General features: G+C 61.4%; 24 protein-coding genes. 12 read left to right on the top strand and 12 right to left on the bottom strand.

Translation table 11 applies throughout. From position 1 onward, the window contains the following. Positions 1-25 precede the first annotated feature (25 nt). The gene (locus NCS03_RS20940) at positions 26-916 is read left to right on the top strand and encodes a LysR substrate-binding domain-containing protein (protein ID WP_175980791.1); all 891 of its coding nucleotides are present in this window, start codon (positions 26-28) and stop codon (positions 914-916) included. Here the strand turns inward: NCS03_RS20940 and ppk2 are convergent. Then, positions 913-2,004, bottom strand: a complete 1,092-nt coding sequence (ppk2, locus tag NCS03_RS20935; RefSeq protein WP_008347984.1) for a polyphosphate kinase 2 — start codon at positions 2,002-2,004, stop codon at positions 913-915. The genes NCS03_RS20940 and ppk2 overlap by 4 nt on opposite strands. A 52-nt stretch (positions 2,005-2,056) precedes the next feature. Beyond that, complete coding sequence (locus NCS03_RS20930; protein ID WP_008347983.1) at positions 2,057-2,278, bottom strand: HP1242/YdcH family protein; 222 nt, start codon at positions 2,276-2,278, stop codon at positions 2,057-2,059. Positions 2,279-2,500: 222 nt separating this feature from the next. On the opposite strand from NCS03_RS20930, the gene NCS03_RS20925 reads away from it, so the two are divergent. Together NCS03_RS20925 and NCS03_RS20920 are read left to right on the top strand one after the other, a co-directional pair. Further along, positions 2,501-2,812: a hypothetical protein gene (locus NCS03_RS20925; protein ID WP_250529707.1), complete on the top strand. Its 312-nt coding sequence runs from the start codon at positions 2,501-2,503 to the stop codon at positions 2,810-2,812. 148 nt (positions 2,813-2,960) lie between these two features. Further along, entirely contained in the window at positions 2,961-3,608 is a 648-nt protein-coding gene (locus NCS03_RS20920; RefSeq protein WP_250529706.1) for a VC0807 family protein, read from the top strand. On the opposite strand, the gene NCS03_RS20915 is transcribed toward NCS03_RS20920, so the two are convergent. Both NCS03_RS20915 and NCS03_RS20910 read right to left on the bottom strand, forming a co-directional pair. After that, the gene (locus NCS03_RS20915; protein ID WP_081851823.1) at positions 3,609-4,433 is read right to left on the bottom strand and encodes an alpha/beta fold hydrolase; all 825 of its coding nucleotides are present in this window, start codon (positions 4,431-4,433) and stop codon (positions 3,609-3,611) included. 25 nt (positions 4,434-4,458) lie between these two features. Then, the gene (locus NCS03_RS20910; RefSeq protein ID WP_235366224.1) at positions 4,459-4,632 is read right to left on the bottom strand and encodes a DUF3563 family protein; all 174 of its coding nucleotides are present in this window, start codon (positions 4,630-4,632) and stop codon (positions 4,459-4,461) included. A 474-nt stretch (positions 4,633-5,106) separates the two neighbouring features. Here NCS03_RS20910 and NCS03_RS20905 point away from each other — a divergent pair, with 474 nt between their 5' ends. Then, positions 5,107-9,054: a response regulator gene (locus NCS03_RS20905; RefSeq protein ID WP_250529705.1), complete on the top strand. Its 3,948-nt coding sequence runs from the start codon at positions 5,107-5,109 to the stop codon at positions 9,052-9,054. Between the two features lie 21 nt (positions 9,055-9,075). On the opposite strand, the gene NCS03_RS20900 is transcribed toward NCS03_RS20905, so the two are convergent. Then, positions 9,076-9,987 (bottom strand): response regulator, encoded by a 912-nt coding sequence (locus NCS03_RS20900; RefSeq protein ID WP_033536196.1) that lies wholly within the window; start codon positions 9,985-9,987, stop codon positions 9,076-9,078. A gap of 406 nt (positions 9,988-10,393) precedes the next feature. Between NCS03_RS20900 and NCS03_RS20895 the strand changes: the two genes are divergently transcribed. Next, positions 10,394-11,767: a sigma-54 dependent transcriptional regulator gene (locus NCS03_RS20895; RefSeq protein WP_008347976.1), complete on the top strand. Its 1,374-nt coding sequence runs from the start codon at positions 10,394-10,396 to the stop codon at positions 11,765-11,767. A 357-nt stretch (positions 11,768-12,124) separates the two neighbouring features. Continuing rightward, the gene (locus NCS03_RS20890; protein WP_235366221.1) at positions 12,125-13,432 is read left to right on the top strand and encodes an MATE family efflux transporter; all 1,308 of its coding nucleotides are present in this window, start codon (positions 12,125-12,127) and stop codon (positions 13,430-13,432) included. On the opposite strand, the gene NCS03_RS20885 is transcribed toward NCS03_RS20890, so the two are convergent. The 4 genes from NCS03_RS20885 to NCS03_RS20870 all read right to left on the bottom strand — a co-directional run bounded on the left by NCS03_RS20885 (position 13,417) and on the right by NCS03_RS20870 (position 17,560). After that, entirely contained in the window at positions 13,417-14,121 is a 705-nt protein-coding gene (locus tag NCS03_RS20885; RefSeq protein WP_008347973.1) for a class I SAM-dependent methyltransferase, read from the bottom strand. The genes NCS03_RS20890 and NCS03_RS20885 overlap by 16 nt on opposite strands. Before the next feature lie 14 nt (positions 14,122-14,135). Next, positions 14,136-15,332 (bottom strand): acyltransferase family protein, encoded by a 1,197-nt coding sequence (locus NCS03_RS20880; RefSeq protein WP_008347972.1) that lies wholly within the window; start codon positions 15,330-15,332, stop codon positions 14,136-14,138. A gap of 144 nt (positions 15,333-15,476) precedes the next feature. Further along, positions 15,477-16,649: an alpha/beta hydrolase gene (locus tag NCS03_RS20875; protein WP_250529704.1), complete on the bottom strand. Its 1,173-nt coding sequence runs from the start codon at positions 16,647-16,649 to the stop codon at positions 15,477-15,479. 29 nt (positions 16,650-16,678) lie between these two features. Next, positions 16,679-17,560, bottom strand: coding sequence for a LysR family transcriptional regulator (locus tag NCS03_RS20870; protein ID WP_008347970.1), 882 nt, complete (start codon positions 17,558-17,560; stop codon positions 16,679-16,681). 126 nt (positions 17,561-17,686) lie between these two features. Here NCS03_RS20870 and NCS03_RS20865 point away from each other — a divergent pair, with 126 nt between their 5' ends. From NCS03_RS20865 to NCS03_RS20855, 3 genes are all read left to right on the top strand, one after another. Further along, positions 17,687-18,970, top strand: coding sequence for an MFS transporter (locus NCS03_RS20865; RefSeq protein ID WP_008347969.1), 1,284 nt, complete (start codon positions 17,687-17,689; stop codon positions 18,968-18,970). A gap of 7 nt (positions 18,971-18,977) precedes the next feature. Continuing rightward, positions 18,978-19,847, top strand: coding sequence for an amidohydrolase family protein (locus tag NCS03_RS20860; RefSeq protein WP_250436492.1), 870 nt, complete (start codon positions 18,978-18,980; stop codon positions 19,845-19,847). 97 nt (positions 19,848-19,944) lie between these two features. After that, positions 19,945-20,826, top strand: a complete 882-nt coding sequence (locus NCS03_RS20855; RefSeq protein ID WP_008347967.1) for an isocitrate lyase/PEP mutase family protein — start codon at positions 19,945-19,947, stop codon at positions 20,824-20,826. A 48-nt stretch (positions 20,827-20,874) separates the two neighbouring features. On the opposite strand, the gene NCS03_RS20850 is transcribed toward NCS03_RS20855, so the two are convergent. Then, positions 20,875-21,174 carry a DUF4148 domain-containing protein gene (locus tag NCS03_RS20850; RefSeq protein ID WP_250457273.1) on the bottom strand — a complete coding sequence of 100 codons (300 nt, stop codon included), beginning with the start codon at positions 21,172-21,174 and terminating at the stop codon, positions 20,875-20,877. Positions 21,175-21,402: 228 nt separating this feature from the next. On the opposite strand from NCS03_RS20850, the gene NCS03_RS20845 reads away from it, so the two are divergent. Continuing rightward, positions 21,403-21,696 carry a DUF1330 domain-containing protein gene (locus NCS03_RS20845; protein ID WP_008347963.1) on the top strand — a complete coding sequence of 98 codons (294 nt, stop codon included), beginning with the start codon at positions 21,403-21,405 and terminating at the stop codon, positions 21,694-21,696. Between the two features lie 33 nt (positions 21,697-21,729). Here NCS03_RS20845 and NCS03_RS20840 read toward each other — a convergent pair whose 3' ends face one another. Continuing rightward, positions 21,730-22,452, bottom strand: coding sequence for a haloacid dehalogenase type II (locus NCS03_RS20840; RefSeq protein WP_008347961.1), 723 nt, complete (start codon positions 22,450-22,452; stop codon positions 21,730-21,732). Positions 22,453-22,638: 186 nt separating this feature from the next. Here NCS03_RS20840 and NCS03_RS20835 point away from each other — a divergent pair, with 186 nt between their 5' ends. Both NCS03_RS20835 and NCS03_RS20830 read left to right on the top strand, forming a co-directional pair. Continuing rightward, positions 22,639-23,349: an SDR family NAD(P)-dependent oxidoreductase gene (locus NCS03_RS20835; RefSeq protein WP_175980772.1), complete on the top strand. Its 711-nt coding sequence runs from the start codon at positions 22,639-22,641 to the stop codon at positions 23,347-23,349. Positions 23,350-23,418: 69 nt separating this feature from the next. Beyond that, positions 23,419-23,655, top strand: coding sequence for a tautomerase family protein (locus NCS03_RS20830; protein WP_008347957.1), 237 nt, complete (start codon positions 23,419-23,421; stop codon positions 23,653-23,655). A gap of 60 nt (positions 23,656-23,715) precedes the next feature. On the opposite strand, the gene treA is transcribed toward NCS03_RS20830, so the two are convergent. Next, positions 23,716-25,365: an alpha,alpha-trehalase TreA gene (gene treA, locus NCS03_RS20825; RefSeq protein WP_175980770.1), complete on the bottom strand. Its 1,650-nt coding sequence runs from the start codon at positions 25,363-25,365 to the stop codon at positions 23,716-23,718. Positions 25,366-25,399 lie beyond the last annotated feature (34 nt).

Here is a 25,399-nt window from a genome sequence, read left to right as displayed (position 1 = left end):
CTTCGGCCAATCCGAAGGAAGCGCGATGCGTTTCGATCTGACCGACATGCGGCTTTTCCTGACCGTGGTCGAGCGCGGCAGCATCACGGCGGGCGCTCAGGCGATGCACCTCGCGCTGGCCTCGGCGAGCGAGCGCATCGCGGGCATGGAGGCCGCGCTTGGCGCGCCGCTGCTCGAGCGCAACCGCCGCGGCGTGCAGGCGACCGCCGCCGGCGATGCCTTCGTGCGTCACGCGCGCGCGATTCTCGGCCAGGTCGAGCAGATGCGCGGCGAGCTGCGCTCGTTCGCAACCGGCCTCAAAGGCCGCATCCGGCTGATGTCCAACACGGCGGCGCTGGCCGCCTTCCTGCCGCCGAGACTCTCGCGTTTTCTCGTCGCCTATCCCGATCTTTCGATCGATCTCGACGAACGCCCGAGTGTGGAGATCGTGCAGGCGCTCGCGGAGAGGCGCGCGGATCTCGGCGTCGTCTCGGACACGACCGATCTTGGACAATTGGAGACGCATCTGCTCGCAAAGGATCGACTCGTGGTCGTGGCGAATCGCGCGCATCGGATTGCGGGAGAAAGCGAGGTGGCGTTCGCGGAAATCGTCGGCGAGGCATTCGTCGGGCTGTCGGATGCCGCGCTCGAATTGCATCTTGCGGAGCGCGCCTCGCGACTTGGCCGGCAGATCGGCTACCGAATCCGCATGCGCAGTATCGACAACGTCGGGATGCTCGTCGAATCGGGCATCGGACTCGCGATTCTGTCCGAGGCATCGGCGCGGATGCTGGAGCGGCCGACGCTCGCGGTCGTGCCGCTATCGGAGCCGTGGGCGACACGCCGTCTGCATCTGTGTGCCCGCGACTTCCGCGCGCTCACGCCGCACGCGCGTTTGCTCGCCGAAACGTTGATGGACGGCGCAACCGCAAGCTAGAACGGACGCCCGACGATAAACGGATCGACCGCGCCGATCGCTTTGAGATCGCGATTCGCGTAGGGCAGCTTGTGCAGCACATAGCGCATCGCGTTGAGGCGCGCGCGCTTCTTGCAATCGGAGCGTACGACGGTCCAGGGCGTGTCCGCGCTATCGGTATGCGCGAACATGGCTTCCTTGGCGTCGGTGTACGCATCCCACTTGTCGAGCGACGCGAGATCGACCGGACTCAGCTTCCATTGCTTCAGCGGATGAATCTCGCGCTCCTTGAAGCGTCGGCGCTGCTCGGCGCGGCTCACGGAGAACCAAAGCTTGATGACATGCGTGCCGCTCTGCGAAAGATGCCGTTCGAACGCGGGCACCTGCTGCATGAAGTCTTCGTATTCGCGCGGCGAGCAGAAGCCCATCACGCGCTCGACGCCCGCGCGGTTGTACCACGAGCGGTCGAAGAGCACGATTTCGCCCGCCGTCGGCAAGTGTTCGACATAGCGCTGGAAATACCACTGACCACGCTCGCGCTCGGACGGCTTTTCCAGTGCGACGACGCGCGCGCCGCGCGGATTCAGATGCTCCATGAAGCGCTTGATGGTGCCACCCTTGCCCGCCGCGTCGCGCCCTTCGAAGAGGATGACGACGCGCTGACCCGTGTCGCGCACCCACGCCTGCAACTTCAGCAGCTCCACCTGAAGGCGATACTTCTGCTTCTCATACGCGCGCCGCGACATCAGGTTCCGATACGGATAGCCGCCATCTCTCCACGACGGCGACAGCTCGTCGTCGGGATCAGGCGTGCCGTTGGCGGCCCGCAGCATCGCGTCGCCATCGAAAAGATGGGCGCGCAACGCCGATACTTCGTCCGGCGACATACCGCCGATCAAGGTTCGGACGGTATCGACCAGCGATTCAGCTTGTGCGCCGTCTCGCGCGTCGAAGCGCTTCAGTATGTCGTCCAGGCTGCTCGTCAGCAGGTCATGCGCCGCTTCGACCGCGCGGCCCGTTTCTTCCTGTTCGATGGACGGCGGCTTCGTTCGCGCCGCGACGCCGCCGTCGCTCGATTCGGCAGTGTTACCTGGCGATATCAACTTCATTCCTTCCTCGATGTTGTTGCTCGGAGTCTCTGTCTCTCACGTCGTTTTGTCTTCAGGCGGCTTCGTGCGCCTTTCGCAAGACCGTGTAGAGCTTGTCCTTCAGCAGCAGCTTTTCTTTTTTCAGCGATTCGATGGCGAAGCCATCCGCAGGCGTGACACCGGTCTCCATGTTGTGGATCTGATGATCGAGTTCGTTGTGGCGCTCGAAGAGCCGCGAGAAGTGGCCGTCTTCGGTCTTCAGGCGCGAGATGAGATCGCGATATTCGGGAAACATGCTTGATCCTCCGGTTGATAAACAATTAGCAATTCGAAGTACATATTACCGACCGGAGAGGGCCTTTTCTTAGACAAATATCAAGCGATGCTGTGTCAGACCGCCGCGGATTGCATTTGCAAGCACCTAGGCAAAACCCTCTTTCGCCCGGGTATCGTCCTTGCACAGAATGATGTCGCCGGCCGGGCATCCGCGCGGCCGGCGTGAGCCAAGGAGGCCGACATGAAGAAAAGCCGCAATCGCGCGCAGGGACGCGCCCTGCACCTTGCGTTGATCGCCGGCGCTGCTGGCTTGTGCTTCGCCACGGCGGCCAGCGCGGACAGCCAAGCCGCGAAGAAGATGGGCCAGATGGGCGTCATCAACCAGACACTGCAGCCGAAGCCCCTGAAGCCGGCGACGCCGAACACGCCGAACGCGAATACGACGACGCCGAACTACAACGCGAACTCGAACTACAACCCCAACGCGGGCAATACGGCAAACGGCGCCGTGCCCGGAACGCCCGCCGCCGCGGGCGCGCCCCCGAGAAAGTAGGCGACATGTGCGCGTCGGGCCGCTCGTTGGATCGGGAGCGGCCCGAGCCCTTCCCAGCGAACCGGCGCGCGCGTTCGCACGGCCGCGCATTGTCGATCTCTTATACTTGGCTCAGGCATTGCCATTCAAAGCGCACATTCCTGAGTCCATGAAAAAGATCAAACCCGGTCTCGTGCTCGAACTCGTCGCTAACCTGCTGCTTCCGTGGCTTGCGTACCGGCTCGCGCTGCCTTACTGGGGCGATGTCGGCGCGCTGTATGCATCGGCCGCGCCGCCGCTCATGTGGAGCGTCGCCGAATTCGCGCGCTCGCGCCGCGTGGATGCGCTTTCCGCGCTCGTGCTGTTCGGCATCGCACTATCGATCGTCATGTTCGCGATGGGCGGCAGCCCGCGCATCCTGCTCGTGCGCGAATCGCTCGCGGCGGGCGCAACGGGCATCGTTTTTCTGATCTCGCTGTTTTTCGAGCGCCCGCTCGTCTTCTATCTCGCCCGCGCGACCGTCACTCGCGAGCAGGAAGACGGCGCGAAACGCTTCGAGGCGTACTGGAGCGAGAGCGCTTCGCTGCGCATGTCGTTGCGGCTGATGACGCTCGTGTGGGGCGTCGGGCTCTCGCTCGAGACCGTGCTGCGCTTCTGGTTCGCGTGGACGTGGCCGGTCGAGCGTTATCTGGTTGTCTCGCCGGTCGTGAGCTACGTGATCTACGGCGGATTGCTCGCGTGGACGTTTTGGTTCCGCGCGCGGCTCATCGAGCGTCAGGGAGAAAGCGCGTCGTCGCGCGACGGTCTGCTCGGCTAGCTAGGCCAGCGGCGCGCACGTCGCCATCGCGATGTGATCCGCGATCGCCGCGTTCACCGCACAGGCATGCGTGAGCGGCCCCATGTGTCCCGCATCCGGCACGACGATCAGCTTCGCCGCCGGCATCAGATCGGGCAAGGTTTCCGCGATCAGGCGCGTCGGCGCGGGCGCGTGCTCGCCGCGCATGACGAGCGTGGGAATGCGCAGCTTCGCATACGCGCTCGCCGGCGTCGGCTCGTGAATCAGCGCGCGAAAATCGAGCGGCGCTTTCGGCACCCAGCGCGTGAGCATCGCCTGTACGGACGGCCGCAACGCCGACCATGCGCCATGTCCGCCCCAATAATCGACGAAGGAACGCGCCGCGCCGCGCAGATCGCCGGCGACGACGCCCTCCGCCGTGCGCGCCGCGATCGCGAGAATCTCGGCGAATTCAGTCGCACCGCGCGCACCCATGCTCTTCAGCAGATGAAACGCCGACGGCTCGTAAAGCGTGATGCTCGCGACGCCGTGCGGCCGTTCCAGCGCGGCGCGCAACGCGACGCCGCCGCCATACGAATGTCCGACGAGATGCACCTTGCCGCGCTGACGATCGATGATGTCGATCGTGCGGGCTGCTTCGTCCGCGAGCGTGAAGGCGCGCTCGCCGCTCCACGGTCCGACGCTGTCGCAACCATAGTGCTCCGGCGCCATCAACGTGTAGCGCGCGTGATCCGCGTTGAGTGCGTCGAGCGTTTCGCCGAGCTGGCGCCATTGATTCGCGCCCGCGCCCGAGCAGTGCAGCGCGATGACCGCTGCGGCGGTGTGTTCGTCGTTCGAATCCATCATCGTTCGTTCTCGCTTTCGTGAGTGATCAGGCGTCGCCGTCGCACGCGCGCATACGGCGTTCGAGCTCGCCGATATCCGCGCACGATCCGAGATAGGCGTCGCGGCGGCTATGCTCCGCACGTTCCAGCAGCATCCCGGTCCAGCAGATCAGATGCGGCAGCATGAAGTCCTTTCCGACATTGATTAGGTATCCCAACATGATTCGCTCCACTTGCACCAACGAGACCTTCCATGAAATGCCGGCTGAGCGAACGTGCAAGACGGATGAATCGGAGAGTCGCTGAGGCGGCGGGTGTCGATGCAATGCAGCGACCGTGCCAGTTTCGCCGATGCCTTGCCAGTCAAGGCTCGGGGCGAAATCAGCCGCGCGCAGGCCGACGCGAGTGTCGGGCGCGAGCCAACGCTTCGTCTTCGGAAAGACGGCGGACGTCGAACACGTCGCCGGACCTCGTCGGAAGCGACTCCTTGCGTGAGATACGGAAAAGGCCGCGAAAATATTCCCTTTGCATGGGATCAAGCTTTCGCGCCGCCGCGCCGTTAATACGGCTGATTGCCGCGAAAGTCGCTTCGCCCGGCGCGCCTGCCCGTAGACCGGCCCGCTTCGGATGGCGCGATAAGATACGGCAGCGTTCGATCTTTGCGTCCCGCAATCGCTCATTCGGAGGCAAACGGCTTGCACAGTCGCCACTCGCTCACTTTCAGGATGACGGTGTTCATCGGCGTCGTCTGCGTGCTCCTCATCGGCACCGATCTCTGGCGCAGCGTCGCCGCACGCCGCGCGCAGATCGACGAGATGACGACGGCGACGTCCAACCTCGCGCGCGCGATGGCGCAGCACGCGAACGACGCGTTCAAGGAAGCCGATACGACGCTCATCGGCATGGTGGAGCGCGTCGAGGAGGACGGCACGTCGCCGGCCGACCTCGCGCGCCTGCACCGCTCGCTCGTGTCACGCGTGCAGCAGTTGCCGCAATTGAACGGGCTCTTCATCTTCGATAGGGACGGCGCGTGGATCGTCAATTCGCAGGCGAAGCTCGACTCGCGATTCAATAACTCGGACCGCGAGTACTTCGAATATCACCGCACGCATACCGATCAGGGCTCGCACATCGGGCCGCCGGTCAAGAGCCGTTCGACGGGAAAGTGGATCGTGCCAGTATCACGCCGCATCGACGCGCCCGACGGCAGCTTCGCGGGCGTCGCGCTCGCGACCATCGACATCGATTTCTTTTCGCGCTTCTACGACAGCCTCGATCTCGGCCAGTCGGGCGCGGCGGTTCTCGTGCTGAACTCGGGCACGATGATCGTGCGCCGCCCTTTCGAGGATCGTTTCGTCGGCAAGAACGTGAGCGACACCGCGCTTTATCGCTCGCATCTGGACGGCCGCTCGGGCGTGTTCACGACTAAATCGTCGCAGGATCACGTCACGCGTCTGAACAGCCTGCGGGAATTGCAGGACTATCCGCTCTTCGTCGCCGCAGCACTTTCGGAAGATGAAATCCTCGGCCCGTGGTGGCGCGACACGCTCTGGCACGCCTTCGTCACGACCGTGCTCGCGCTCGTCATCGCGATGTTCGGCGCACGGCTCGTGCGTCAGGTCACGGCGCGCACCCACATCGAGCAGGCGCTCGCTCGAAGCCTCGCGACGACTCAAACCGTCCTCGACACCGCGATCAGCCCGATCATCACCGTGGACGAGCGCGGCGCGGTCCGCTCCTTCAATTCGGCCGGCGAAAAGGTATTCGGCTATAAGGCGAGCGAAGTCATCGGGCAAAACATCCGGATGCTGGTGCCGCCGCCCCATCTGGATTTGTATAACGAATACATAATGCAATTCAAGGGGGAAAGCGGCGTCGCGACGGCCGACTGCGAACTCGCCGGACAGCGAAAGGACGGCACGTCGTTTCCTGCCCATGTATCGACGGGCGCGATGCGTCTCGATGGCGCTTTGCATTTTGTATCCGTAATTACGGATATCTCCAGGCAGCGGAAGGAACGCAGCGAACTGGCGCACGCGCGCGACCAGTTGCTTCTGGCTGCCGACATTGCCGAACTGGGCATCTGGTCGTGGGATCTGGTGACGGACAAGCTGCACTGGAACGCGCGCATGTTCGAGATTTATCAATATCCGCCGGAGATGCTCGATAACGGGCTGCACTTCGAGCACTGGCGCCTGCGCATACATCCCGAGGATCACGACGCGATCATGGCGAACCTGCGCGCGGCCGCTGCAGGAGAGACCGAGACCTTGCAGCCGTTCCGGATCGTCCTGCCAGACGGGACGACGCGGCGCATCGAGAGCGGGCTGCGCACGCAGCGCAACGCGAATGGCACGCCCGTCGTGATGACCGGCGTGAACTACGACGTCACCGACCAGTACGAACTGGAGTTCCATCTGCGCAATGCGAAGGAGCAGGCCGATGCCGCGAGCGCGGCGAAGTCTTCGTTCCTCGCGAACATGAGCCACGAAATCCGCACTCCGATGAACGCGGTGCTCGGCATGTTGCATCTCGTGCAGCTGACGGCGCTCAATGCGCGCCAGCAGGACTATGTGAGCAAGGCGGAAACCGCGGCCAGATCGTTGCTGAATTTGCTCAACGATATTCTCGATTATTCGAAGATCGAAGCGGGCAAGCTGCAGCTCGACAGCCATCCGTTCGAGCCGGAAAAACTGATGGAAGAGCTCGGCATCGTGCTCTCGGGCAACCAGGGCGCGAAGGATGTCGAAGTGCTGTTCGATCTCGATCCGTCCGTGCCGACTGTGCTCGTCGGCGATAGCTTCCGCCTTCAGCAAGTGCTGATCAATCTCGCGGGCAATGCGCTCAAGTTCACGTCGGCGGGGCAGATCGTCGTGAGCGTGCATCGGCTCGACGATTCGCCCGATGCATCCGGCGATGCGGTGCGCTTGCGTATCACGGTCAGCGATAGCGGCATCGGCATCAGCGAGGCACAGCTCGAACGCATCTTCGAGGGCTTCACGCAGGCGGAGGCATCGACTTCGCGCCGTTACGGCGGCTCGGGCCTTGGGCTCGTCATCAGCAAGCGGCTTGTCGCGATGATGGGCGGGCAGCTCGAAGTCGAAAGCCGCGTGGGCGAAGGCAGCCGCTTCTGGTTCGACATCACGCTTGGCGTCGAAACGGCGAGCGCGTTGACGCATGACGAAAGCGCGAACCTCGGACATGGCGCGCGCATTCTCATCGCCGATGACAACGCGATCGCAGGCGAGATCATGGCGCGCACGGTGCGCTCGCTCGGCTGGCGCGCGGACATCGTGACGAGCGGACGCGAAGCGGTCGAACGCATCGGCGAAGCTGCGCTGAACGATGCGCCCTACGACATCGCCCTCCTCGACTGGCGCATGCCGGAACTCGACGGGCTCAACGCCGCCAGGCAGATTCACGCGATGAAAGGCCGCGCTGCGCCGCCTCTCGTGCTGCTCGTCACGGCATTCGGCCGCGAGGTGTTGAAGGAGTCGCAGGAAGGCGGCGACGCGCCTTTCGCCGGCTTCCTGACGAAGCCCGTGACGCCGAAGCAACTCGCGGCGGCAATCCGTGCCGCGCTGCCTCGCGACACCGAAACGACGCGGCCCGTCACGCCGCTGCCGACAATGAAAGCGCGCCGCCTTGCGGGACTCGCGTTGCTCGTCGTCGAAGACAATGCGCTCAACCGCCAGGTTGCCGAAGGCGTGCTGCTCGCTGAAGGCGCATCCGTCACGCTTGCGCAAAGCGGCCGTGAAGGCGTCGATCGGGTCATCGCAGCAAACGCCTGCTTCGACGCGGTGCTCATGGACGTGCAGATGCCCGATCTCGATGGGCTCGAAGCGACACGCCTCATTCGCGCGGACGGCCGCTTCGCCGCGCTGCCCGTCATCGCGATGACGGCCAATGCATCGGGCGCGGATCGCGATGCATGCATAGCGGCCGGCATGAACGAACATGTAGGCAAGCCAATCGATGTGGAGCGGCTGGTCGCGGTGCTGCGCGCGCACACCGAACGCACGCTGCAAGCGCCGGATGCACATCACGCGAATGCCGATATCGAATCCATCATGGAGCCGCGTGATTCGATCGTCGCGCGTTTCGGCGGCAACGTCGATCTGATCCGCAAGGCGATCGACGGCCTCGACGCGCAGACTGGCAAGCAACTCGCGATGCTCGCCTCGGCGCTCGCGGCGCACGACGTGCGCGGCGCCGCGGCGATGCTGCATGCGATCAAAGGCAGCGCGGGCACGATCGGCGCTGCTGCGCTCGCGCGGCTCGCGAGCACGCTCGAGAAGGACGCGCATCTTCTGGAAGCTGCGCGCGTGGCGTTGCCGAGCATGCAGCAGTTGCTTGCATCGAGCGTGGCGCAACTCGTCGATGAATTCGGTCGGCCCCGATCGCCTGCACGGAACACTTCCAACGTTTCACCGCTGCAAGACTACGACTGGCGCGCACGCCTCACTGCTATCGTCGAATTGCTCGATGCATCGAATCTGCAGGCGATCGCGCTATCCGAGAACTTGTCGCCTTATGCGCCGAGCGCGTATCGCGAGCACTTCGAGCAGTTTCTCGCGTGCGTGCGCGCACTCGAATTCGCGCGCGCATCGGAGATCGCGCGCGATATGCTCGAACAGGTTTGAGCCGAACGAGAACGCTAGACGCTAGCGGCCATTTGCATCGCGAACATACACCGGAAACGGATGGACGTTCGCGCCGCATGCCGAGTCCAGCATCGCGCGCAATTCTTCCCGCGCCTTGCGCGCAGAAGCCAGCGCGCCCTGCACGCGCGCCTGCAACACGGCGGACCTGGCCGGCTTTGCAATGACATCCGCCGCGCCCGCATCGAGCGTGCATTGCTCCGTTTCGACATCGCGCGCATCGGCCAGCACGACGATCGGTACGTGGGCCAGTTCCGACAACAATGCGCGCACCGCCGCGCAAGGGTTATCGCAGCAACGCGCATCCAGCACGATCGCATCCGGCTCCTTGCTTTGCGCAAGACCTAGCGCGGCATTGCAATCCTTCGCGAGATCGAGTGCGCCGATGCCTTCGAGCGCATGCCGATGCGCCTCGATCGTGTCGTCCCCGAGGATGCCGAGCACGCGCACGCCCGTAGGTTTCGACGCCGCCGCTTTACCCTGCTCGTGCCGACGCGCCTGCGCCTCCATCACGCGATGCCGCAGACGAAGCTGTGCCCGCACACGTGCCTGCAGGCGCGGCGCGACCAGCGGTTTGATGACGTAATCCGCCGCGCCGATGTTGAAGGCGTCGACTTCGAGCGCGGGCGCGTCGTGACTGGTGACGAATATCACCGGCACGCGCGCGAGCTTCGCATCGCGCTTGAGGATTTCGCAGACATCGAAGCCCGTCATGTTGGGCAGATTGGCGTCGAGAAGGATCAGATCTGGCGTCGACTCGCGCGCCAGCGCGAGTGCCGCTTCGCCAGTGGTGGCAAAGCGCTGGTTGGGGAACTCCGCGAGCATGTCCCCAATGATGCGAATCATCGCCGGGTCGTCGTCGACGAGAAGCAAACGCGGCTGGTACGTTGAGGTGGAGTTCTCTGCTTTATCCATATTCGAACGGTCATTCATCAGACGAGATGCACCTTTATGAACTCTACGCCCGCAATGCGTGCGCCGCAAAGTGAAATGCGTGGAGGTATTAATTATCTGATATTTCAGTGCTCGCAGATTTCTGTTCCGCAAATACTTTCGTGCATGGACATATTCATAAGTGAATAAGTAACTTGTTCCGAGCGCTCCGCGCGCGCCCGGCCGTGTCACGTAGGGCACGGCCGGATAAAGCACGTTTGTTCCGCAGATTTTCGCACGGGCGTCCCGAAAAAAATGCTATGACGTTTTTAATCGAATCCGCCGATCAATGTAAACATTCAAAAACGGCTTATCGTTTGCGAGGCTTTTTACATTGCGACCTCAGGGCGCATACTTGCCGGAATATCTATAAAAGCCGGGAATAGCCATGTACGGGGAAGCCAGAACGCTCTACTTCGTGGGCCGCGCATTATCGGACGATGTCTCCGAGCGTTTATGCGCTCGTGGCTGGACCGTCGAGCGCATCGACCCGGCCAAGCCGCCCAAGTCCGCCAAACACGGCAAACGCGCAGCGGCGGGTATCGTCGATCTCACCAGTCGCGGTTTTGCACAGGACGCGGCCGCGCTCACCGCGATGCTCGCAAGTTATCAGATCGGCTGGGTCGCGACGGTCGACGCCGAGCATGTCGATAACCCCGATATCTGCCGCCTCATTCGCGATTTTTGTTTCGATTATGTGACCGTGCCGTCCACCGCCGATCGAATCGTCGATGCAGTGGGACACGCATACGGCATGGTTTCGCTGCACGATGCCGCGAGCAACGATCCGCGCAAGGACGAATGCAAGGAAGGCAGCATGGTCGGTTCCTGCGATGCAATGCAGGCGCTTTATCGCTCGATTCGAAAAGTCGCGATGACCGATGCGCCCGTCTTCATCTCCGGCGAATCGGGCACGGGCAAGGAACTCACCGCTGTTGCGATTCACGAGCGATCCGTGCGGCGCGAGCGGCCTTTCGTCGCGATCAACTGCGGCGCGATTCCCGCGCATCTGTTGCAGTCGGAACTCTTCGGTTATGAGCGCGGCGCATTTACCGGCGCCAATCAACGCAAGATTGGTCGCGTTGAAGCGGCCGACGGCGGCACGCTCTTTCTCGATGAAATCGGCGATCTGCCGCTCGAAAGTCAGGCGAGTCTGCTGCGCTTTCTTCAAGAGCGCAAGATCGAGCGTCTCGGCGGACAAGGTTCGACGGACGTCGATGTACGCATCATTTCGGCGACGCACGTCGACATGCAGACGGCCATGCTCGAAGGACGCTTCCGCGCGGACTTGTACCATCGCCTGTGCGTATTGCAGATCGACGAGCCGCCGCTGCGCGTGCGCGGCAAGGATATCGAACTGCTTGCGAATCACATGCTCGATCGCTTCAGAAAGGACGCGAGCCGGCGGCTTCGCGGCTTCGCGCCGTGCGCGATTGCAGCGCTGCATAACTATGGCTGGCCCGGCAATGTGCGCGAGTTGATCAATCGCGTGCGTCGCGCAATCGTCATGTCGGAAGGAAGGCAGATTCTCGCCAGCGATCTCGAACTGGGCGAATATGCGGAAGCCGCGCCGATGACGCTCGCACAAGCGCGCGAAGCAGCCGAGCGACAGGCTATCGACGTGGCGTTGTTGCGTCATCGCGGACGTCTCGGCGAAGCGGCGGACGAACTGGGCATCTCGCGCGTCACGCTGTATCGCATGTTGACTGCCTATGGCTTGCGTGCCAAGGCCGACAGGCCGCTGGAGGCATCAGGCGGCTGACCGGTGCGCGAATCATGATTCGCTTAAAAGGGCAATAAGGAACCTTCATTCGCCTTCGCCGCTCCAATCACGGCGTCATGAAAGCGTGAAGCGGCATTCACACCGCATTCGTACCTCACGCACGTCGCAGTTCCTCTCGTAGCGCTCCCGCGCTACGCAGTCTCGTTTCAATCATTTGCGGCCCGCCTGCGTATCTTCGGCGCGCTCATTCTGCGCTAATGCGCCATGCCATAACATTCATTCGCACGCATGATGCGTCGCGAATTCTTATGGGCGTGCCTAGCGAGTAACGTCTGGTTGTCAGTCATGGCTTTCAATAACAACGCTTCTCTCATTCGTCAATTTTCGAACTATGCAGTGCCCACCGTGCTAGCTGCATGGGTGTACTGCATGCACTCGGTCATCAGCGGCATCTTCATCGGACGCCATGTCGGCCCAGATGCGCTTGCCGCGTTGAATGTGCTCGTTCCGTTGCTCTATCTGCCTTACGCATTCAGCGTGATGATCGGCGTCGGCGGATCGACGCTCGTCTCGAGATTGCTCGGCGAGCAGCGCGAACGCGATGCCGCCGAAGCATTCACACAGGCGCTCTGGCTGCTCGGTCTATGCGGCGTGACATTCGCGATGGCGATCCATTTTTATGCCGATACCTTCGTGCAATGGACGGGCGCGCGCGGCGAGCTTGCGCTGCTCGCGAAAGACTTCCTGCACGCCTATGCGCCTTTCGTTCTGTTTCCGACCGCATGTTATGCGCTCGAACTGTTCTTGCGAATCGAAGGCGCGGCGAAGTTCGGTCTCGTCTGCCTGATCGCGGGCGGCACCGCCGATGTCGCCTTGACATGGTGGATGGTGAGCCACATGCAATGGGGCATGCGTGGCGCGGCGCTCGCATCGGGCATCAGCCAGGCGCTCGCCTGCATGCCGATGCTCGCCTACCACTTCGTCAAGGCCCGGCACGTTCGGCCTGTTGCCCATGCTTTCACGCGGCTCGATCACGCATGGCGCATGGCTTATAACGGGGCATCGGAGTTTCTCGGCGAGATCGCGCCAAGCGTCACGCTCTTCGCGTTCAATCACGCTGTATTGCGCTGGCTCGGCGACACCGGCCTCGTTGCGTTCGCAGTCGTGGAATACATGACGATGATCGCGTCGGTCATGATGGTCGCGCTCGTACAGAGCATGCAGCCTATCGTGAGCTTTCAGCGCGGCGCGGGCAACGCGCATGCCGTGTCGCGCGCGTTTTCGATCGGCGTCATCGTTACGGCAGGCTTCGCACTCGCCGCCGCTTTCGCGATCCTCGCGCTCGCGCAACCGCTCGGGGCGCTCTTCGTGCCCGACAGTCCTGCGGCACAAGCGCTTCTGCGCGACGCATTGCCGTGGTGCGCGCTCGCGTTCCTGCCTGCCGCGATCAACGTAGCGATCAGCGGCTATCTGACGGCCATCGAAGCGCCGCTCGCGTCGATGATCGTCGCCCTGTTGCGAAGCTGGCTGCTGCTCTTGTCGATGCTCTGGCTTCTGACCGAATGGTTCGGGCCGCGCGGCATCTGGATGACCGTCGCCATCACCGAGCTTGCGACGCTGGCTCTGAGCATCGTGCTGTATCGCACGCGCGGAAGGCGGTTCGAATTGCCCGCGCCAGCGACGACGAATCAGGCGCTTTTGTAGGCAACGAGTCCGACCCACTCGCGGCCATCGAGAGGGAAGTATTCCGGATTCACGCCCCGAGGACACGGCGTGAATTCCACGCACTCGATGCGAAAACCCGCGAGCATGAATTCGCGGGCGAGTATCGTCGGGTCCATGAGGTTGACTGTCGCGGGCAATAGCTTTGGCGCGAGTGCATAGCGATCCGAGTCCTCCGTCAATCCTGGCCATGCATTGCCCGATACGATCGCCCGCTCGTAGTCGGAAATCATCTTCGCCATGAAACGATGATACGGCGTGAAGCACAGCACGAATGCCTTGCCGTTGGGTTTGAGCCAATCGAATAGCCGGGCGACGCCCGTGCGGAAATCATCGGGCGCGAGGAAATGGAGTACGTGAGACGCGAGAATCACGTCGAGAGAAGAGGCTTCGAGTTCGTAGTGCGGGAACGCGCCTTCCAGCAAGACGAGATTACTGACGTACGCGGCCGGTGCAGCCTGCCGGATTTGCTCCAGTTGCGCCCGGGAAATGTCGTTCGCGATCACGCGCGTGCGTTTGCTTAACGTAGGCAGGGACGCGGTTCCATAACCTGCGCCGATATCCAGCACTACGCCACCCCGCTTGCGAGCGAATCGAATGAACGCGCGCGTGTACTTTGACAGCGGGAAAGCCGAGCCATGCCGGCTTTCCGTCAGGCGTTCTGCGCTCATGCTTATCCTCGCGATCAGGCGTCGCGCGTCAGATGAAAGCGTCGATCGACCGATGCGAGCAGGCGTCTCGACAAGCGTGTAGCACGCCCTTGAATCAGCCGGTCCGACACACGCGACAATGCATAAGAGACGACGAGCACCGCGATCAGCGTCGCGCCGAACAACGCGAGCGACGTCTCTCCATTCTTCTGTCCGAATGAGCGATCGAAGAAATGAAACGTCACGTAGACGCAGATGAAGTGCCAGAGATAAATACCATAACTTTCGCGGCCGAGCGCGGCGGCGGCGCGTCGAACGAGTGTGATGCGCGGCACGGCATGCTTGTTATCGCGATGCTTGCGGGCATGACGTGAACACACGAAGAGCAGAAAGGCCACGGCGCTGCATGCCGCGAATACGGGCGCGAGCGCATGCGCCTTGTCGAGCCACACGCCGAGCGCTGCGGTCGTGAGCGCAAAAGCCAGCGCCAGTGAAAAATACAGTAAAGACACGCGCGCCGTCACGTCGGACGCGCCGAGAAGATGCGAGCGAAATGCATACCACGCCCACATGCCGACGATGAAGCACGGACCCTGCACGGGCGGCCAGAAATAGCTGAACGTGTTATTGGCGACATTGCAATCGAGCGTGCCGTTGCAATCGGCCATCGACATCACGGCATACGAGAGGCCGAGCAACAACACCGTAGCCAGCAAGAGGCGCGCGCGATTCATCGCGAGAAAAAATAGAAGTGGCGCAATCAGGTAGAACAGCATCTCCACGCCGATCGACCATCCGCCTGGCACGACGTTATTGATCGCTGTCGGCGAAAGCGCATGCAGAAAGACCAGGTTGAGCAGCACGTCCATCGGCCCATGTGCGCCGAGAATCCATGCGCGTTCGATGCCCGAGCGCGTCGCGCCATAGCTGATGAGTCCATAGACCGCGATCGCCGCGTAGTACATCGGCGCTATGCGAAAGAAACGCTTGATATAGAAGCGCAACGTGACATGACGCGCATCCGCGCAGCGCGCGTGATCCACTTCGAGCGTCATGAAGATCGTGATCGCGCTGATCACGAAGAACAACTGCACGCCGTATTGGCCCATGCGCGCAATGAGCGTGACGGTGCCCGGCAGATTGGGAAACTGAAACGACAGGTGTACTGCGACTACCCCGACGATCGCGAGCGCCCGGCCAGCGTCGAGCGCGGCAACACGTCCTTTATCCATCGATACTCTCCTCGCGGTTCATGCCGACCTACAAAAAAGGCCGCGAGGCTCGTGGACAGCCGCGATTTCAATGAAGTTCCGCCGGACAACTCATTCAGATGACACTCTTACAACAAGAAACTTCATACACGTATGGATACATTTCTATGGCGCATTCTGACGGAGAAACCGCAGTATGCGGCTGACGACGGTGCTCGGCTGCTCCTGCTGCACCCAATGTCCTGCGCCTTCGATCAGATGCGTCGCGCGAAAATCGGTGCAGGCCAGCACGCGCATCGCTTCGAAATCGCCCGGCCGCTGGTAATAGCCCCAGTCGCTCGCGCCTGCGATAAAGCATGACGGCACGTCGATAGTGCGCCCCGACCACATCCGCAGTGCAGCAGCAAGACTCGGATCGGTGCCGCACCGATACCAGTTCAGTCCACCCTGAAATCCCGTGCGCGCGTATTCGCTCGCATAGACGTTCAAATCGCGGTTGGACAGCCAGGCACATCCGGCGATTTGATCGGCGTCGGGCGAATGTTCGGCGACGGTTTGCGGCATCGTCGCATCCGCGTTCATTACGTAGTACGTGGGCAGCAAAGCCAGTTGATCGGCAGAAACGGATGCGAGCGGATGCGGATCATTGTCCGGCCAGTCCGCGCTCTTCATGTGGTAATACGCGCGCAAGAACGCGGCGAGTCCTTGCGGCGGGTGCCACATGTCGTCATTCGCCTGCGCGCCCGAGTAATACCATTGATAGTGCTTGCGCGGCGGATCGAGCGACGCGAGCCCGGCGACCGCTTCGGCCATGAGCGATTGCGCCGTCTCGACGCGCGCGAGCCTTGCATCGTCGTTCGCGGTATTGAAGGCGAATGCGGGCGGCCCCGCAAAAGGCGCGCTCATCATCACGACCGATGCGAATATATCGGGACGAATCAATGCACACCACGCGGCAACGGGCGAGCCGAAATCGTGACCGATAACCGATGCGACTCTGCGATAACCCAGCGCCGACACGAGACCCAGTACATCGCGGACCAGATTCGGAAATGTGAACTCTTCGAGATCGGTATCGAATGAAGCAATACCGCCGATAGTGCGCCCATAACCGCGCTGATCCGGCGCGACGACATGAAAGCCCGCATCGGCAAGCGGTTTCATGATCTTGCGCCAGCTATAAGCGAGTTCGGGAAAGCCGTGAAGGAGCACGATGCAAGGCCGACCGGGGATATCGAATCCGGCTTCGAGCACATGCATCGAAAGGCCATTGCCATTGTCGATCATGCGCGCGCGAATGCCGTCCGGTAGCGGCAGATCGTTCGATGTTTCATTCATGCGTGTCTCCTTGCGATGCGATCATGCGCTCATGCTTCGAGCAAGGCCGCGAAGCGATCCGCGAGCGTCGGGCGGGAACGCATCGGCCATATTGCGCTGAGTTCGAATGGTGGCAGGTTATCGCCGTCGCGCACGTCGCAGAAGCGCACGCCGGCGAACTGCAACGCAGTCACGGATTGCGGCAGGAGCGATGCGCCGCATCCGGCCGCGACGCAAGCCAATACCGTCAGAGAACGATTCGCGTCCTGCACGACGTTGGCTTCGCAACCCGCTTTACGAAAAGCACTGAGGATGCCCGCGCGAACTACCGGCAATTGATCGCTCGGAAACCATACGAGGCCTGCATCGGATAACTCCTTCAAACCGACTTTTCCATCGTCGCCAATAACAAAAGACATCGGCAGTACCGCGAGCAAGCGCTCTCTCACGATCAACTTTTCGCGCATGCGCCCGCCCACGGCAACAGGCGTATGCAGCAAGCCGATATCGATCGTTCCTTTCTCCAACGCGCTTGCCTGCTCCGCATTGCTCATTTCTCTTAGCATGAGTTCGACGTTCGGCACCTCTTCGCGCAGCGCCGCAATCGCGCGAGGCAACAGGCTGAAAAGTGCCGCCGATGCAAAGCCTATCGTCAGACGCCCGCCGCGCTGCGCACCGATTTCACGCGCACGATGCGATGCCGCGTCAATGCGCGCCACGCTCAATCGAATGTCTTCGACGATTGCGTCGCCCGCCGGAGTCAATTGCGCGCCACGTCGCGTGCGCTCGAAAAGCTTCACGCCAAGATCGCGCTCCATGCGCGAAAGCGCCTGACTCAACGCGGGTTGCGCAATATCGAGTACCTCGGCCGCGCGCGTGACGCTGCCTGCATCGACTACCGCGAGAAAGTATTTGAGGTTGCGCGTCTCCATCTTGCGAGCATATCAAAATGCTATGAAAGATGAACGTATCCATAGTATGCGCGGCCGCGATTCGTTTTTAGAATTCAGTGGCATATTGAACAAGAGCCGGCCAGAGGCCAGCACAGGAGACGCGAGATGAATTGGTACCGTGAAATTTCCACGGCGGAAAGACGCACGCTATGGGGATGCTTTGCAGGCTGGGCGCTCGACGGCGTCGATACGCAGTTATTCAGTCTCGTCATTCCGACACTCATCGCGACATGGGGCATCGGAAAAGGACAAGCCGGTCTGATCGGCGGCGCGACGCTCGTCGCGGGCGCATTGGGCGGACTCTTCGCGGGCGTGCTTTCCGATCGAATCGGACGCGTCAAGGCCTTGCAAGTCACGGTTCTCTGGTTTTCGCTTTTCACGTTTCTCAGCGCCTTTGCGCAGAATTTCGAACAGTTGCTCGTGCTCAAGTCGCTTCAGGGACTCGGCTTCGGCGGCGAATGGACGGCGGGCGCAGTATTGTTGAGCGAAACGATTCGCGCGAAACATCGCGGCAAAGCTATGGGCATCGTGCAAAGCGCATGGGGCTTTGGCTGGGCCGGTGCGGTTCTGCTCTATGCAATCGTGTTTTCATGGGTATCACCCGACTGGGCCTGGCGCGTGCTGTTCGCCGTCGGCCTCATTCCGGCTGTGCTCGTCATTTATATGCGCCGCAATATCGAAGAGCCGCCGCGTGAATCGAAACCTGCCGAAAAGGAACATGCACAACGTCAGAGCGCTCTCGCCATTCTCGCTGGAATCTTTCATCCTTCTGTGCTGCGCACGACGATCGTCGGCGGATTGATCGGCCTCGGCGCGCACGGCGGCTATCACGCCATTACCACATGGCTGCCCACCTACCTGAAAACCGAGCGGCATTTGTCGGTGCTCGGCACGGGCGGCTATCTGGCTGTCGTGATTACGGCATTCATCATCGGATGCTTTGTCAGTGCATGGCTGCAAGACAAGATCGGTCGCAGGAAGAACGTGATTCTCTTCGCTGTCTGTTGCGCGGTCACGGTCAACGTCTATGTGTTCCTGCCCATCGGCGATATTGCCATGCTCGTATTGAGCTTCCCGCTCGGTCTGTTCTCCGCGGGCATTCCCGCAACGCTCGGCGCGCTCTTCAACGAGCTCTATCCGCAAGGCGTGCGCGGTACGGGCGTCGGCTTCTGCTACAACTTCGGACGCGTCGTGTCGGCGGCGTTTCCGGTGCTCGTCGGCCACATGGGCAATTCGATGCCGATCGGACAGGCAATCGGCATCGACGCGGGCGCGGCCTATGGACTCGTCGTCGTGGCCGCGTTGCTCTTGCCTGAAACGAAAGGCCGTCGCATTGCTGTTGTGCCTGGTCAAGCTGCGTCGAACGAGCGTTCGCCCAAGCATGTCTGAACTTTCCATGACGCGTTCACTTCATTCCACGCTCGGCGATGAGCAATGGCTCGAATCGAAGCCTGCCGCCATCGAAGCGATCGACAGTCACGCGCATGTCTTCGTGCGCGGCCTGCCGCTGGCACCGCATCGTCGACACGCACCCGACTACGACGCAACGCTCGATGCCTATGCGGAACACTTGCGCACCAACGGCGTCTCTCATGCGGTGCTCGTGCAACCGAGTTTTCTCGGCACCGACAATTCGTTTTTTCTCGATGTGCTGCAGCGCTATCCGCAACGCTTTCGCGGTGTGGCCGTTATCGATCCTTCGATCAGCGACGCGGAGTTGTATCGCCTAGCGGCACTCGGCGTCGTCGGCATGCGGCTCAATCTGATCGGGCTTGCGTTGCCCGATCTGCGTGAAGCGCGTTGGCGAGCGTTATTCGAGCGCGTCAACGCGCTCGGCTGGCACGTCGAGATTCATCGCGATGCCGTGGACTTGCCGATGCTTATCGCGCCATTGCTCGAACAAGCCTGCACAATCGTGATCGATCATTTCGGCCGTCCCGATCCGGCATTTGGCGCCGACGATCCGGGCTTTCGCTATCTGCTGACGACGGCGCAATGCGGCCGCGTGTGGGTCAAGCTATCGGCGGCTTACCGCAGCGTGGAAGGCGAAACCGGCACGTCGCTCGGTCAGACGCTCACGTCCGCCTTGCTCGATTCATTCGGCGCAGCGCGGCTCGTGTGGGGCAGCGACTGGCCGCACACGCAACATCAAAGCCTGATGGACTACGGCGCATCGCGCGATGCGCTCGACCGCTGGATTCCCGACGCATCGCTGCGTACCATCGTGTTGCGCGATTCGGCGCGTGCGCTGTTCCGCTTCGAATGACGTTCGTGCGAGCGCCGAAGCGCATCGCGCGTTAGCATTGCAGACGCTGGCGCATGCATCGACGCCGAACACGAACTATCTTTCCGGAACCTTAGCCATGACCACTTCTTCCTCGCGCCGCCGCGCGGCCTTTCGCGAACGGGTCAACGCTCGCAGCGCCCTGCTGCTGCCCGGCGCATTCAACGCAATGAGCGCGCAAGTCGCCGCCGATCTCGGCTTCGAGGCGATCTACATCACCGGTGCAGGTGTAACCAACATGTCGCTCGGCCTGCCGGATCTCGGCTTCATGGGACTCGCGGAAATCGCGGAGCATACGTCGCGCATCCGCGATGCAGTGGACCTGCCGCTTATCGTCGACGCGGACACGGGCTTCGGCAATGCGCTCAACGTGCGTCACACGGTACGCACGCTGGAGCGCGCGGGCGCGGACGCCATTCAGCTCGAAGATCAGGTTATGCCGAAGAAATGCGGGCACTTCGCGGGCAAAGCCGTGATATCGACGAATGAAATGGTAGGGAAGATACGCGCAGCGGCGGATGCCCGCGAAGACGATAACTTTCTGATCATCGCGCGCACCGATGCGTGCGCGGTGGAGGGCTTCGATGCAGCGATCGAACGAGCACGCGCATTCGTCGAAGCGGGCGCCGACATTCTCTTCGTCGAAGCGATCGAAACGCCGGAGCAAATCGCGTCACTGCCGAAGCTGCTCGACGCGCCGCAACTGATCAACATCGTGATCGGCGGAAAGACGCCTGTTACCGACCGCGCGGATCTCGAACGCCTCGGCTTCAGCCTCGTGCTCTATGCAAATGCGGCATTGCAAAGCGCCGTGCGCGGCATGCAGACCGCGCTCGGCGCCTTGAAATCGCAGGGACGTCTCGACGAAAATCCCGCTGTCGTTGCGCCTTTCGCCGAGCGTCAACGGCTCGTGAACAAGCCGCTCTTCGATGCACTCGACCGCAAATACGCTGCGGACTGAATGCATCGCCTGAGGCGGTCATATAGACCGCTTCAGTCATTCACGCATTTAGCGCGAGTACATTGCGTTCCACTCGGACTGCGACACACGTGCGCTACCCGATTGCGATGCACCGTTGGCCGCGCCGCCATAGGCCGTCGCACCATCGCGTGCGGCGAGCTTCGCTTCGGCCGCTTGAATGGCTTCGGGATAGTGCGCCTGATCGCCGTCGCCGACGTGGTAGCCGACGCTCTCCAATGCCGCCAATTCCGCGCGCACTTGAGCGCGCGTGATCTGGCTTTGCGCGAACGAAGCGACGGGAATGACGAGAGCGGTTGCGACGAGTGCTGCGCGGATGATCGACTTCATGATGAAACTCCAGTGTTATGAGGTGCCCGGCTTCGAACACAGTGCCTTTCGAAGCAGTGAAAGCAGTTTATGACGCAGGTGCTCTCGGGTTAACCCCTAGCGCAAGAAAGCACCTTTCACCGAAACGCGCTTAATCGAGAATTTGCTATGCTGTCCGCCGGACTGAATGCAAATGCACAGTGCGTTCGCCTCATGGCGCAAGGCGCCCTTCAAACACTGGAGATAAAGATGGCAAAGGGATATTGGGTCAGTGTGTACACAAAAATCATGAAGCCCGATCAGGTTGCGGAATACTCGAAGATCGCAACGCAGGCTATTGCAGAAGGCGGCGGCCGTCCGCTCGTGCGCGGCGTTGCGTCGATGGTGCAAGGCGAAGGCGTGCTCGAGCGCACCGTCGTCATCGAATACGATTCACTCGAAGCAGCCGTCGCCGCCTATAACAGTGCAACGTATAAGCGCGCACTGGAAGTGCTGGGCGATTCCGTCGTGCGCGACTTCCGCATCGTCGAAGGCGTCGCTTAAATCCAGCTCGTCATTGGCCGATGCTCGCAGCGCTCACGCACCCACGGCATCGGCCAATTCGTTCATATCCTTGGCAACGACATCCCAATCGCTTTCGGCTTTTAAATCCACTGTCTGAGCGGGACCGCGTTCATAGGGCCGTGCGATGAACGCCGTGCGCAACCCACACCTTCTTGCCGCCGCGAGATCGTCGTTATGCGCAGCGACGAGACATACTTCTTCCGGCGTCAGCATCAACACTTCGGCCGTGCGTAGATACGCCTGCGGATCGGGCTTATAGATTTGCGCAATCTCCGCGCCGAGAATCGCATCCCAAGGCAGACCGGCGCGCTTCGCCATATCGACCATTAATCGAATATTGCCGTTCGAAAGCGGCGCGATGATATGGCGCGCCTTGAGCCGTTGCAAACCCGTTATCGAATCCGGCCACGGATCGAGCCGATGCCATGCAAGATTCAACTCTTCAAGCGCTTCGGCAGCCACGGCATTCGGATCGATGCCGAACTCCGGCAGCACGTCGAGCAGATTCTCGCGATGCAGCACATCGAGCCGCACGAATGGCCGCTCCCCGTTGATCACCTTGCGCATCGCAGGCACGTAGCGGCTTCGCCATGCATCGGCGAACGCTTCGGGCGTTGCGTCGATTGCGCCGTGGCGTTGAAGAAATGGCGCAGCCTCGCGTGCAACTCCGCCGCGCCAGTCCACTACCGTGCCGAATACGTCGAACACGAAGGCCTTTACGTTTTGCAGCGTCACGTCGTTTCTCCTATCGGTGATTCATTCGTCTGATCGATTTCGCTGCGGCCCATTTGTTCCTCGCACGCAAGACTGATTGTCCATCACGGGTGTACGCAAGGAATCTCGAAAGGCCTAGATTACGAGCCATCGGAGCCGTCGGTCCGATCCGCAACAGGCCCAAACCAACATTCATCGAGGTTCATCATGAGCAACGCAAGCAAAGTCGCTATCGTTACCGGTGCATCGCAAGGCATCGGCGCTGAAATCGTCAAGGCATTCCGTGCGCAAGGTTATCGCGTCGTCGCGACCGCCCGTTCAATTCAGCAACCGGACGATCCGAACGTCGTCGCTGTCGCCGGTGATATCGGCGATCGCGCCACCGCGCAGCGCGTGGTCGAAGCGGCAATCGCAAAGTTCGGCCGCATCGATACGCTCGTCAACAACGCCGGCATATTCGTCGCAAAGCCTTTCACGCAATATACGCAGGAAGACTATGCCGCGGTTCTGAACGTGAATGTGAATGGCTTCTTCCACATCACGCAACTGGCTATCGAGCAAATGGAAAAGAACAAGAGCGGCCACATCGTCAGCATCACGACGTCGCTCGTGGATCATGCGGTAAGCGGCGTGCCTTCGGTATTGGCGTCGCTGACCAAGGGCGGTCTGAATTCCGCGACAAAGTCGCTTGCTATCGAGTATGCGAAGTCAGGCATTCGCGCGAATGCAGTGTCGCCCGGCATCATCAAGTCGCCGATGCATGCGCCCGAAACGCACGACGCGCTCGGCGCACTCCATCCGATGGGACACATGGGCGAAATGAGCGACATCGCGAACGCGGTGCTGTATCTTGATGCGGCGCCGTTCGTGACGGGCGAGATCCTGCACGTCGACGGCGGTCAAAGCGCGGGACATTGATCGATTCTTTGCCCGTTGACGATGCGCCTCTCGCAGGCGCTTCGTCGTTTCCCACTCAAGGAGATCGTCATGCCGATCGTAACGATTCAGGTGACACGCGAAGGCAACAAGCCCGGCACGAACGCGGTGACTGCCGAGGAAAAGAAGCAACTCATCGAGGGCGCGAGCCAACTCCTTCTCGAAGTATTGAACAAGCCGCTCGATACCACGTTCGTCGTCATCCAGGAAGTGGAAATGGAGAACTGGGGCGTGGGCGGCATGACAGTACCGGAATATCGGCGGCAAAAGCAGGCGAAGAAGGATTGACGCGAACCGAAACGCGGGCATCGCTACATGACCTTTGACGATGCCCGCCGTTTCATCGGCTCATTGCCCCGGCGAATAGAGATCGAGCAGTTTCAGCGTCACGCCATTCGTCCATCCGAAACCATCCTGTAACGGATATTCCCCACCTCCTCCGCCGCCCGTTCCACTACCTTCCACGATGTACTTCTCAACGAGCTTATGTTGAGTGTTATAGACGTTATTCACGTCGGCAAGAAAGCGCGTGCCGATCTGTTGCGCGAGATCGCTGCGCCCATAGCGCTTCAATCCTTGCACGGCGATCCAGTGCAATGGCGCCCAGCCATTCGGCGCGTCCCATTGCTGCGTCGTGTTGTACGTGGTCGTCGTGAGTCCGCCCGGCTTGAGCAAGATCGCTTCGACGGTTTCCGCGGTCTTGTGCGCGCGCTCCGGCCACGCCACGTTGGCGAAGAGCGGATAGAGCATAGCAGCCGATGGGTTGTTGCGCGGCTGACCGAGTTTCCAGTCGTAATCGCCGTAATACCCGTTCTTGTTCCAGAGATATCTGTTGATGCCGATCGCGCGTTTGGCCGCACGCCCCACGAATTCGCCGACACAACGGAAATCACGCGCCTCGCCGCAACCGATTGCGATCGTCGTTTCGAGGTGGAACATCAGGCTATTCAAATCGACGGGAATGATCGATGTCGTGCGGATCGTCGCAAGCGTCATATTGTCGCCGAACCAGCGCGAGCTGAAGTCCCAGCCGCTTTCGGCCGCCGCACGCAAGTCGCGATACACCTCGTTCGCCGGACGGTTCGTGACCAGCTTGGCGGTCGCCACGTCTTCCGAGTAGGACTCGTCGCGCGGCGTATCGCGTTCGTCCCAATACCGATTGAGCACGGTCTTGTCCGGCATCATCACGACGTTGCGTACCGCGCCGCCTGGCCGCAGCGTATCCGCTCCTTGCATCCAGTAATCATGTTCGCGGCGCAATTGCGGCAAATACTTCTGATAAACACGTCCACCTTCCTTGTGCGCGGCAAGTTCGACCATATAGGAGAAGAACGGCGGCTGCGAACGGCTCACATAGTATGTGCGATTGCCATTCGGAATATGGCCGATCGTGTCGATCAGATACGCGAAGTTATCGAGCATATCGTCGACGAGATCTTCGCGGCCTGCCTCCTGCAGACCGAGCATCGTGAAATAGGTATCCCAGTAGTAACCTTCCCGAAAGCGTCCGCCAGGCACCACGTACTGCTTTGGCATCGGAATCAGGGAACTGTTGGCGGGTACGTTCGCGGTCGTCGTCAGACGCGTGAGTTCGGGCCAAAGCCAGTCGATATGTTCGCGCAGGCTCTGATTCGGCGGCGGCGTAATCACCTGATCCGTTGGCGGCGTGAAGTATTGTGCGACGAACGTCGCGAGCGAGAAGCCCGGCACCGACATCTGCTGATGATAAGCCTGCACGATCTGCGCGGGGTCAATCTTGGGTATGGCATCGACGAAAGTCTTCTGATCGGGATAGACGCCCTGCGTCTGCACGGCGACGAAAAGGTCACCGTATAACTCGCTGGGTGGCGGCAGAAGCGTATACGCCGTTTGTGCGTCGGCATAGGCGACATTGGCAGCCGAGCTCATGACGAGCCAGGCGCACAGCATTCCGCGTGCCTTTATGCGGAAGCGCCGCGACGCGTCGTGCGCCGCTGGATCCGATGACAGTACGATCATGTTCACTCCTTCGAAGGGTGATTAAACCGGACTG

The sequence above is a fragment of the Caballeronia sp. ATUFL_F1_KS4A genome (genome assembly GCF_023630905.1).
GTDB lineage: Bacteria > Pseudomonadota > Gammaproteobacteria > Burkholderiales > Burkholderiaceae > Caballeronia > Caballeronia zhejiangensis.
The sequence above is the reverse complement of the archived record's forward strand: the minus strand, read 5'-3'. Positions and strand labels throughout refer to the sequence as shown.

Bases quoted from the DNA above. Each gene is read 5' to 3' on its own strand.
- NCS03_RS20845 (WP_008347963.1), top strand. From the start codon at position 21,403: ATGGCAAAGGGATATTGGGTCAGTGTGTACACAAAAATCATGAAGCCC.
- NCS03_RS20860 (WP_250436492.1), top strand. From the start codon at position 18,978: ATGACGCGTTCACTTCATTCCACGCTCGGCGATGAGCAATGGCTCGAA.
- NCS03_RS20885 (WP_008347973.1), bottom strand. From the start codon at position 14,121: ATGAGCGCAGAACGCCTGACGGAAAGCCGGCATGGCTCGGCTTTCCCG.
- NCS03_RS20910 (WP_235366224.1), bottom strand. From the start codon at position 4,632: ATGTTGGGATACCTAATCAATGTCGGAAAGGACTTCATGCTGCCGCAT.
- NCS03_RS20915 (WP_081851823.1), bottom strand. From the start codon at position 4,433: ATGATGGATTCGAACGACGAACACACCGCCGCAGCGGTCATCGCGCTG.
- NCS03_RS20930 (WP_008347983.1), bottom strand. From the start codon at position 2,278: ATGTTTCCCGAATATCGCGATCTCATCTCGCGCCTGAAGACCGAAGAC.
- NCS03_RS20850 (WP_250457273.1), bottom strand. From the start codon at position 21,174: ATGAAGTCGATCATCCGCGCAGCACTCGTCGCAACCGCTCTCGTCATT.
- NCS03_RS20895 (WP_008347976.1), top strand. From the start codon at position 10,394: ATGTACGGGGAAGCCAGAACGCTCTACTTCGTGGGCCGCGCATTATCG.
- NCS03_RS20835 (WP_175980772.1), top strand. From the start codon at position 22,639: ATGAGCAACGCAAGCAAAGTCGCTATCGTTACCGGTGCATCGCAAGGC.
- NCS03_RS20900 (WP_033536196.1), bottom strand. From the start codon at position 9,987: ATGGATAAAGCAGAGAACTCCACCTCAACGTACCAGCCGCGTTTGCTT.
- NCS03_RS20875 (WP_250529704.1), bottom strand. From the start codon at position 16,649: ATGAATGAAACATCGAACGATCTGCCGCTACCGGACGGCATTCGCGCG.
- NCS03_RS20940 (WP_175980791.1), top strand. From the start codon at position 26: ATGCGTTTCGATCTGACCGACATGCGGCTTTTCCTGACCGTGGTCGAG.
- treA (WP_175980770.1), bottom strand. From the start codon at position 25,365: ATGATCGTACTGTCATCGGATCCAGCGGCGCACGACGCGTCGCGGCGC.
- NCS03_RS20925 (WP_250529707.1), top strand. From the start codon at position 2,501: ATGAAGAAAAGCCGCAATCGCGCGCAGGGACGCGCCCTGCACCTTGCG.
- NCS03_RS20920 (WP_250529706.1), top strand. From the start codon at position 2,961: ATGAAAAAGATCAAACCCGGTCTCGTGCTCGAACTCGTCGCTAACCTG.
- NCS03_RS20870 (WP_008347970.1), bottom strand. From the start codon at position 17,560: ATGGAGACGCGCAACCTCAAATACTTTCTCGCGGTAGTCGATGCAGGC.
- NCS03_RS20865 (WP_008347969.1), top strand. From the start codon at position 17,687: ATGAATTGGTACCGTGAAATTTCCACGGCGGAAAGACGCACGCTATGG.
- NCS03_RS20830 (WP_008347957.1), top strand. From the start codon at position 23,419: ATGCCGATCGTAACGATTCAGGTGACACGCGAAGGCAACAAGCCCGGC.
- ppk2 (WP_008347984.1), bottom strand. From the start codon at position 2,004: ATGAAGTTGATATCGCCAGGTAACACTGCCGAATCGAGCGACGGCGGC.
- NCS03_RS20880 (WP_008347972.1), bottom strand. From the start codon at position 15,332: ATGGATAAAGGACGTGTTGCCGCGCTCGACGCTGGCCGGGCGCTCGCG.
- NCS03_RS20855 (WP_008347967.1), top strand. From the start codon at position 19,945: ATGACCACTTCTTCCTCGCGCCGCCGCGCGGCCTTTCGCGAACGGGTC.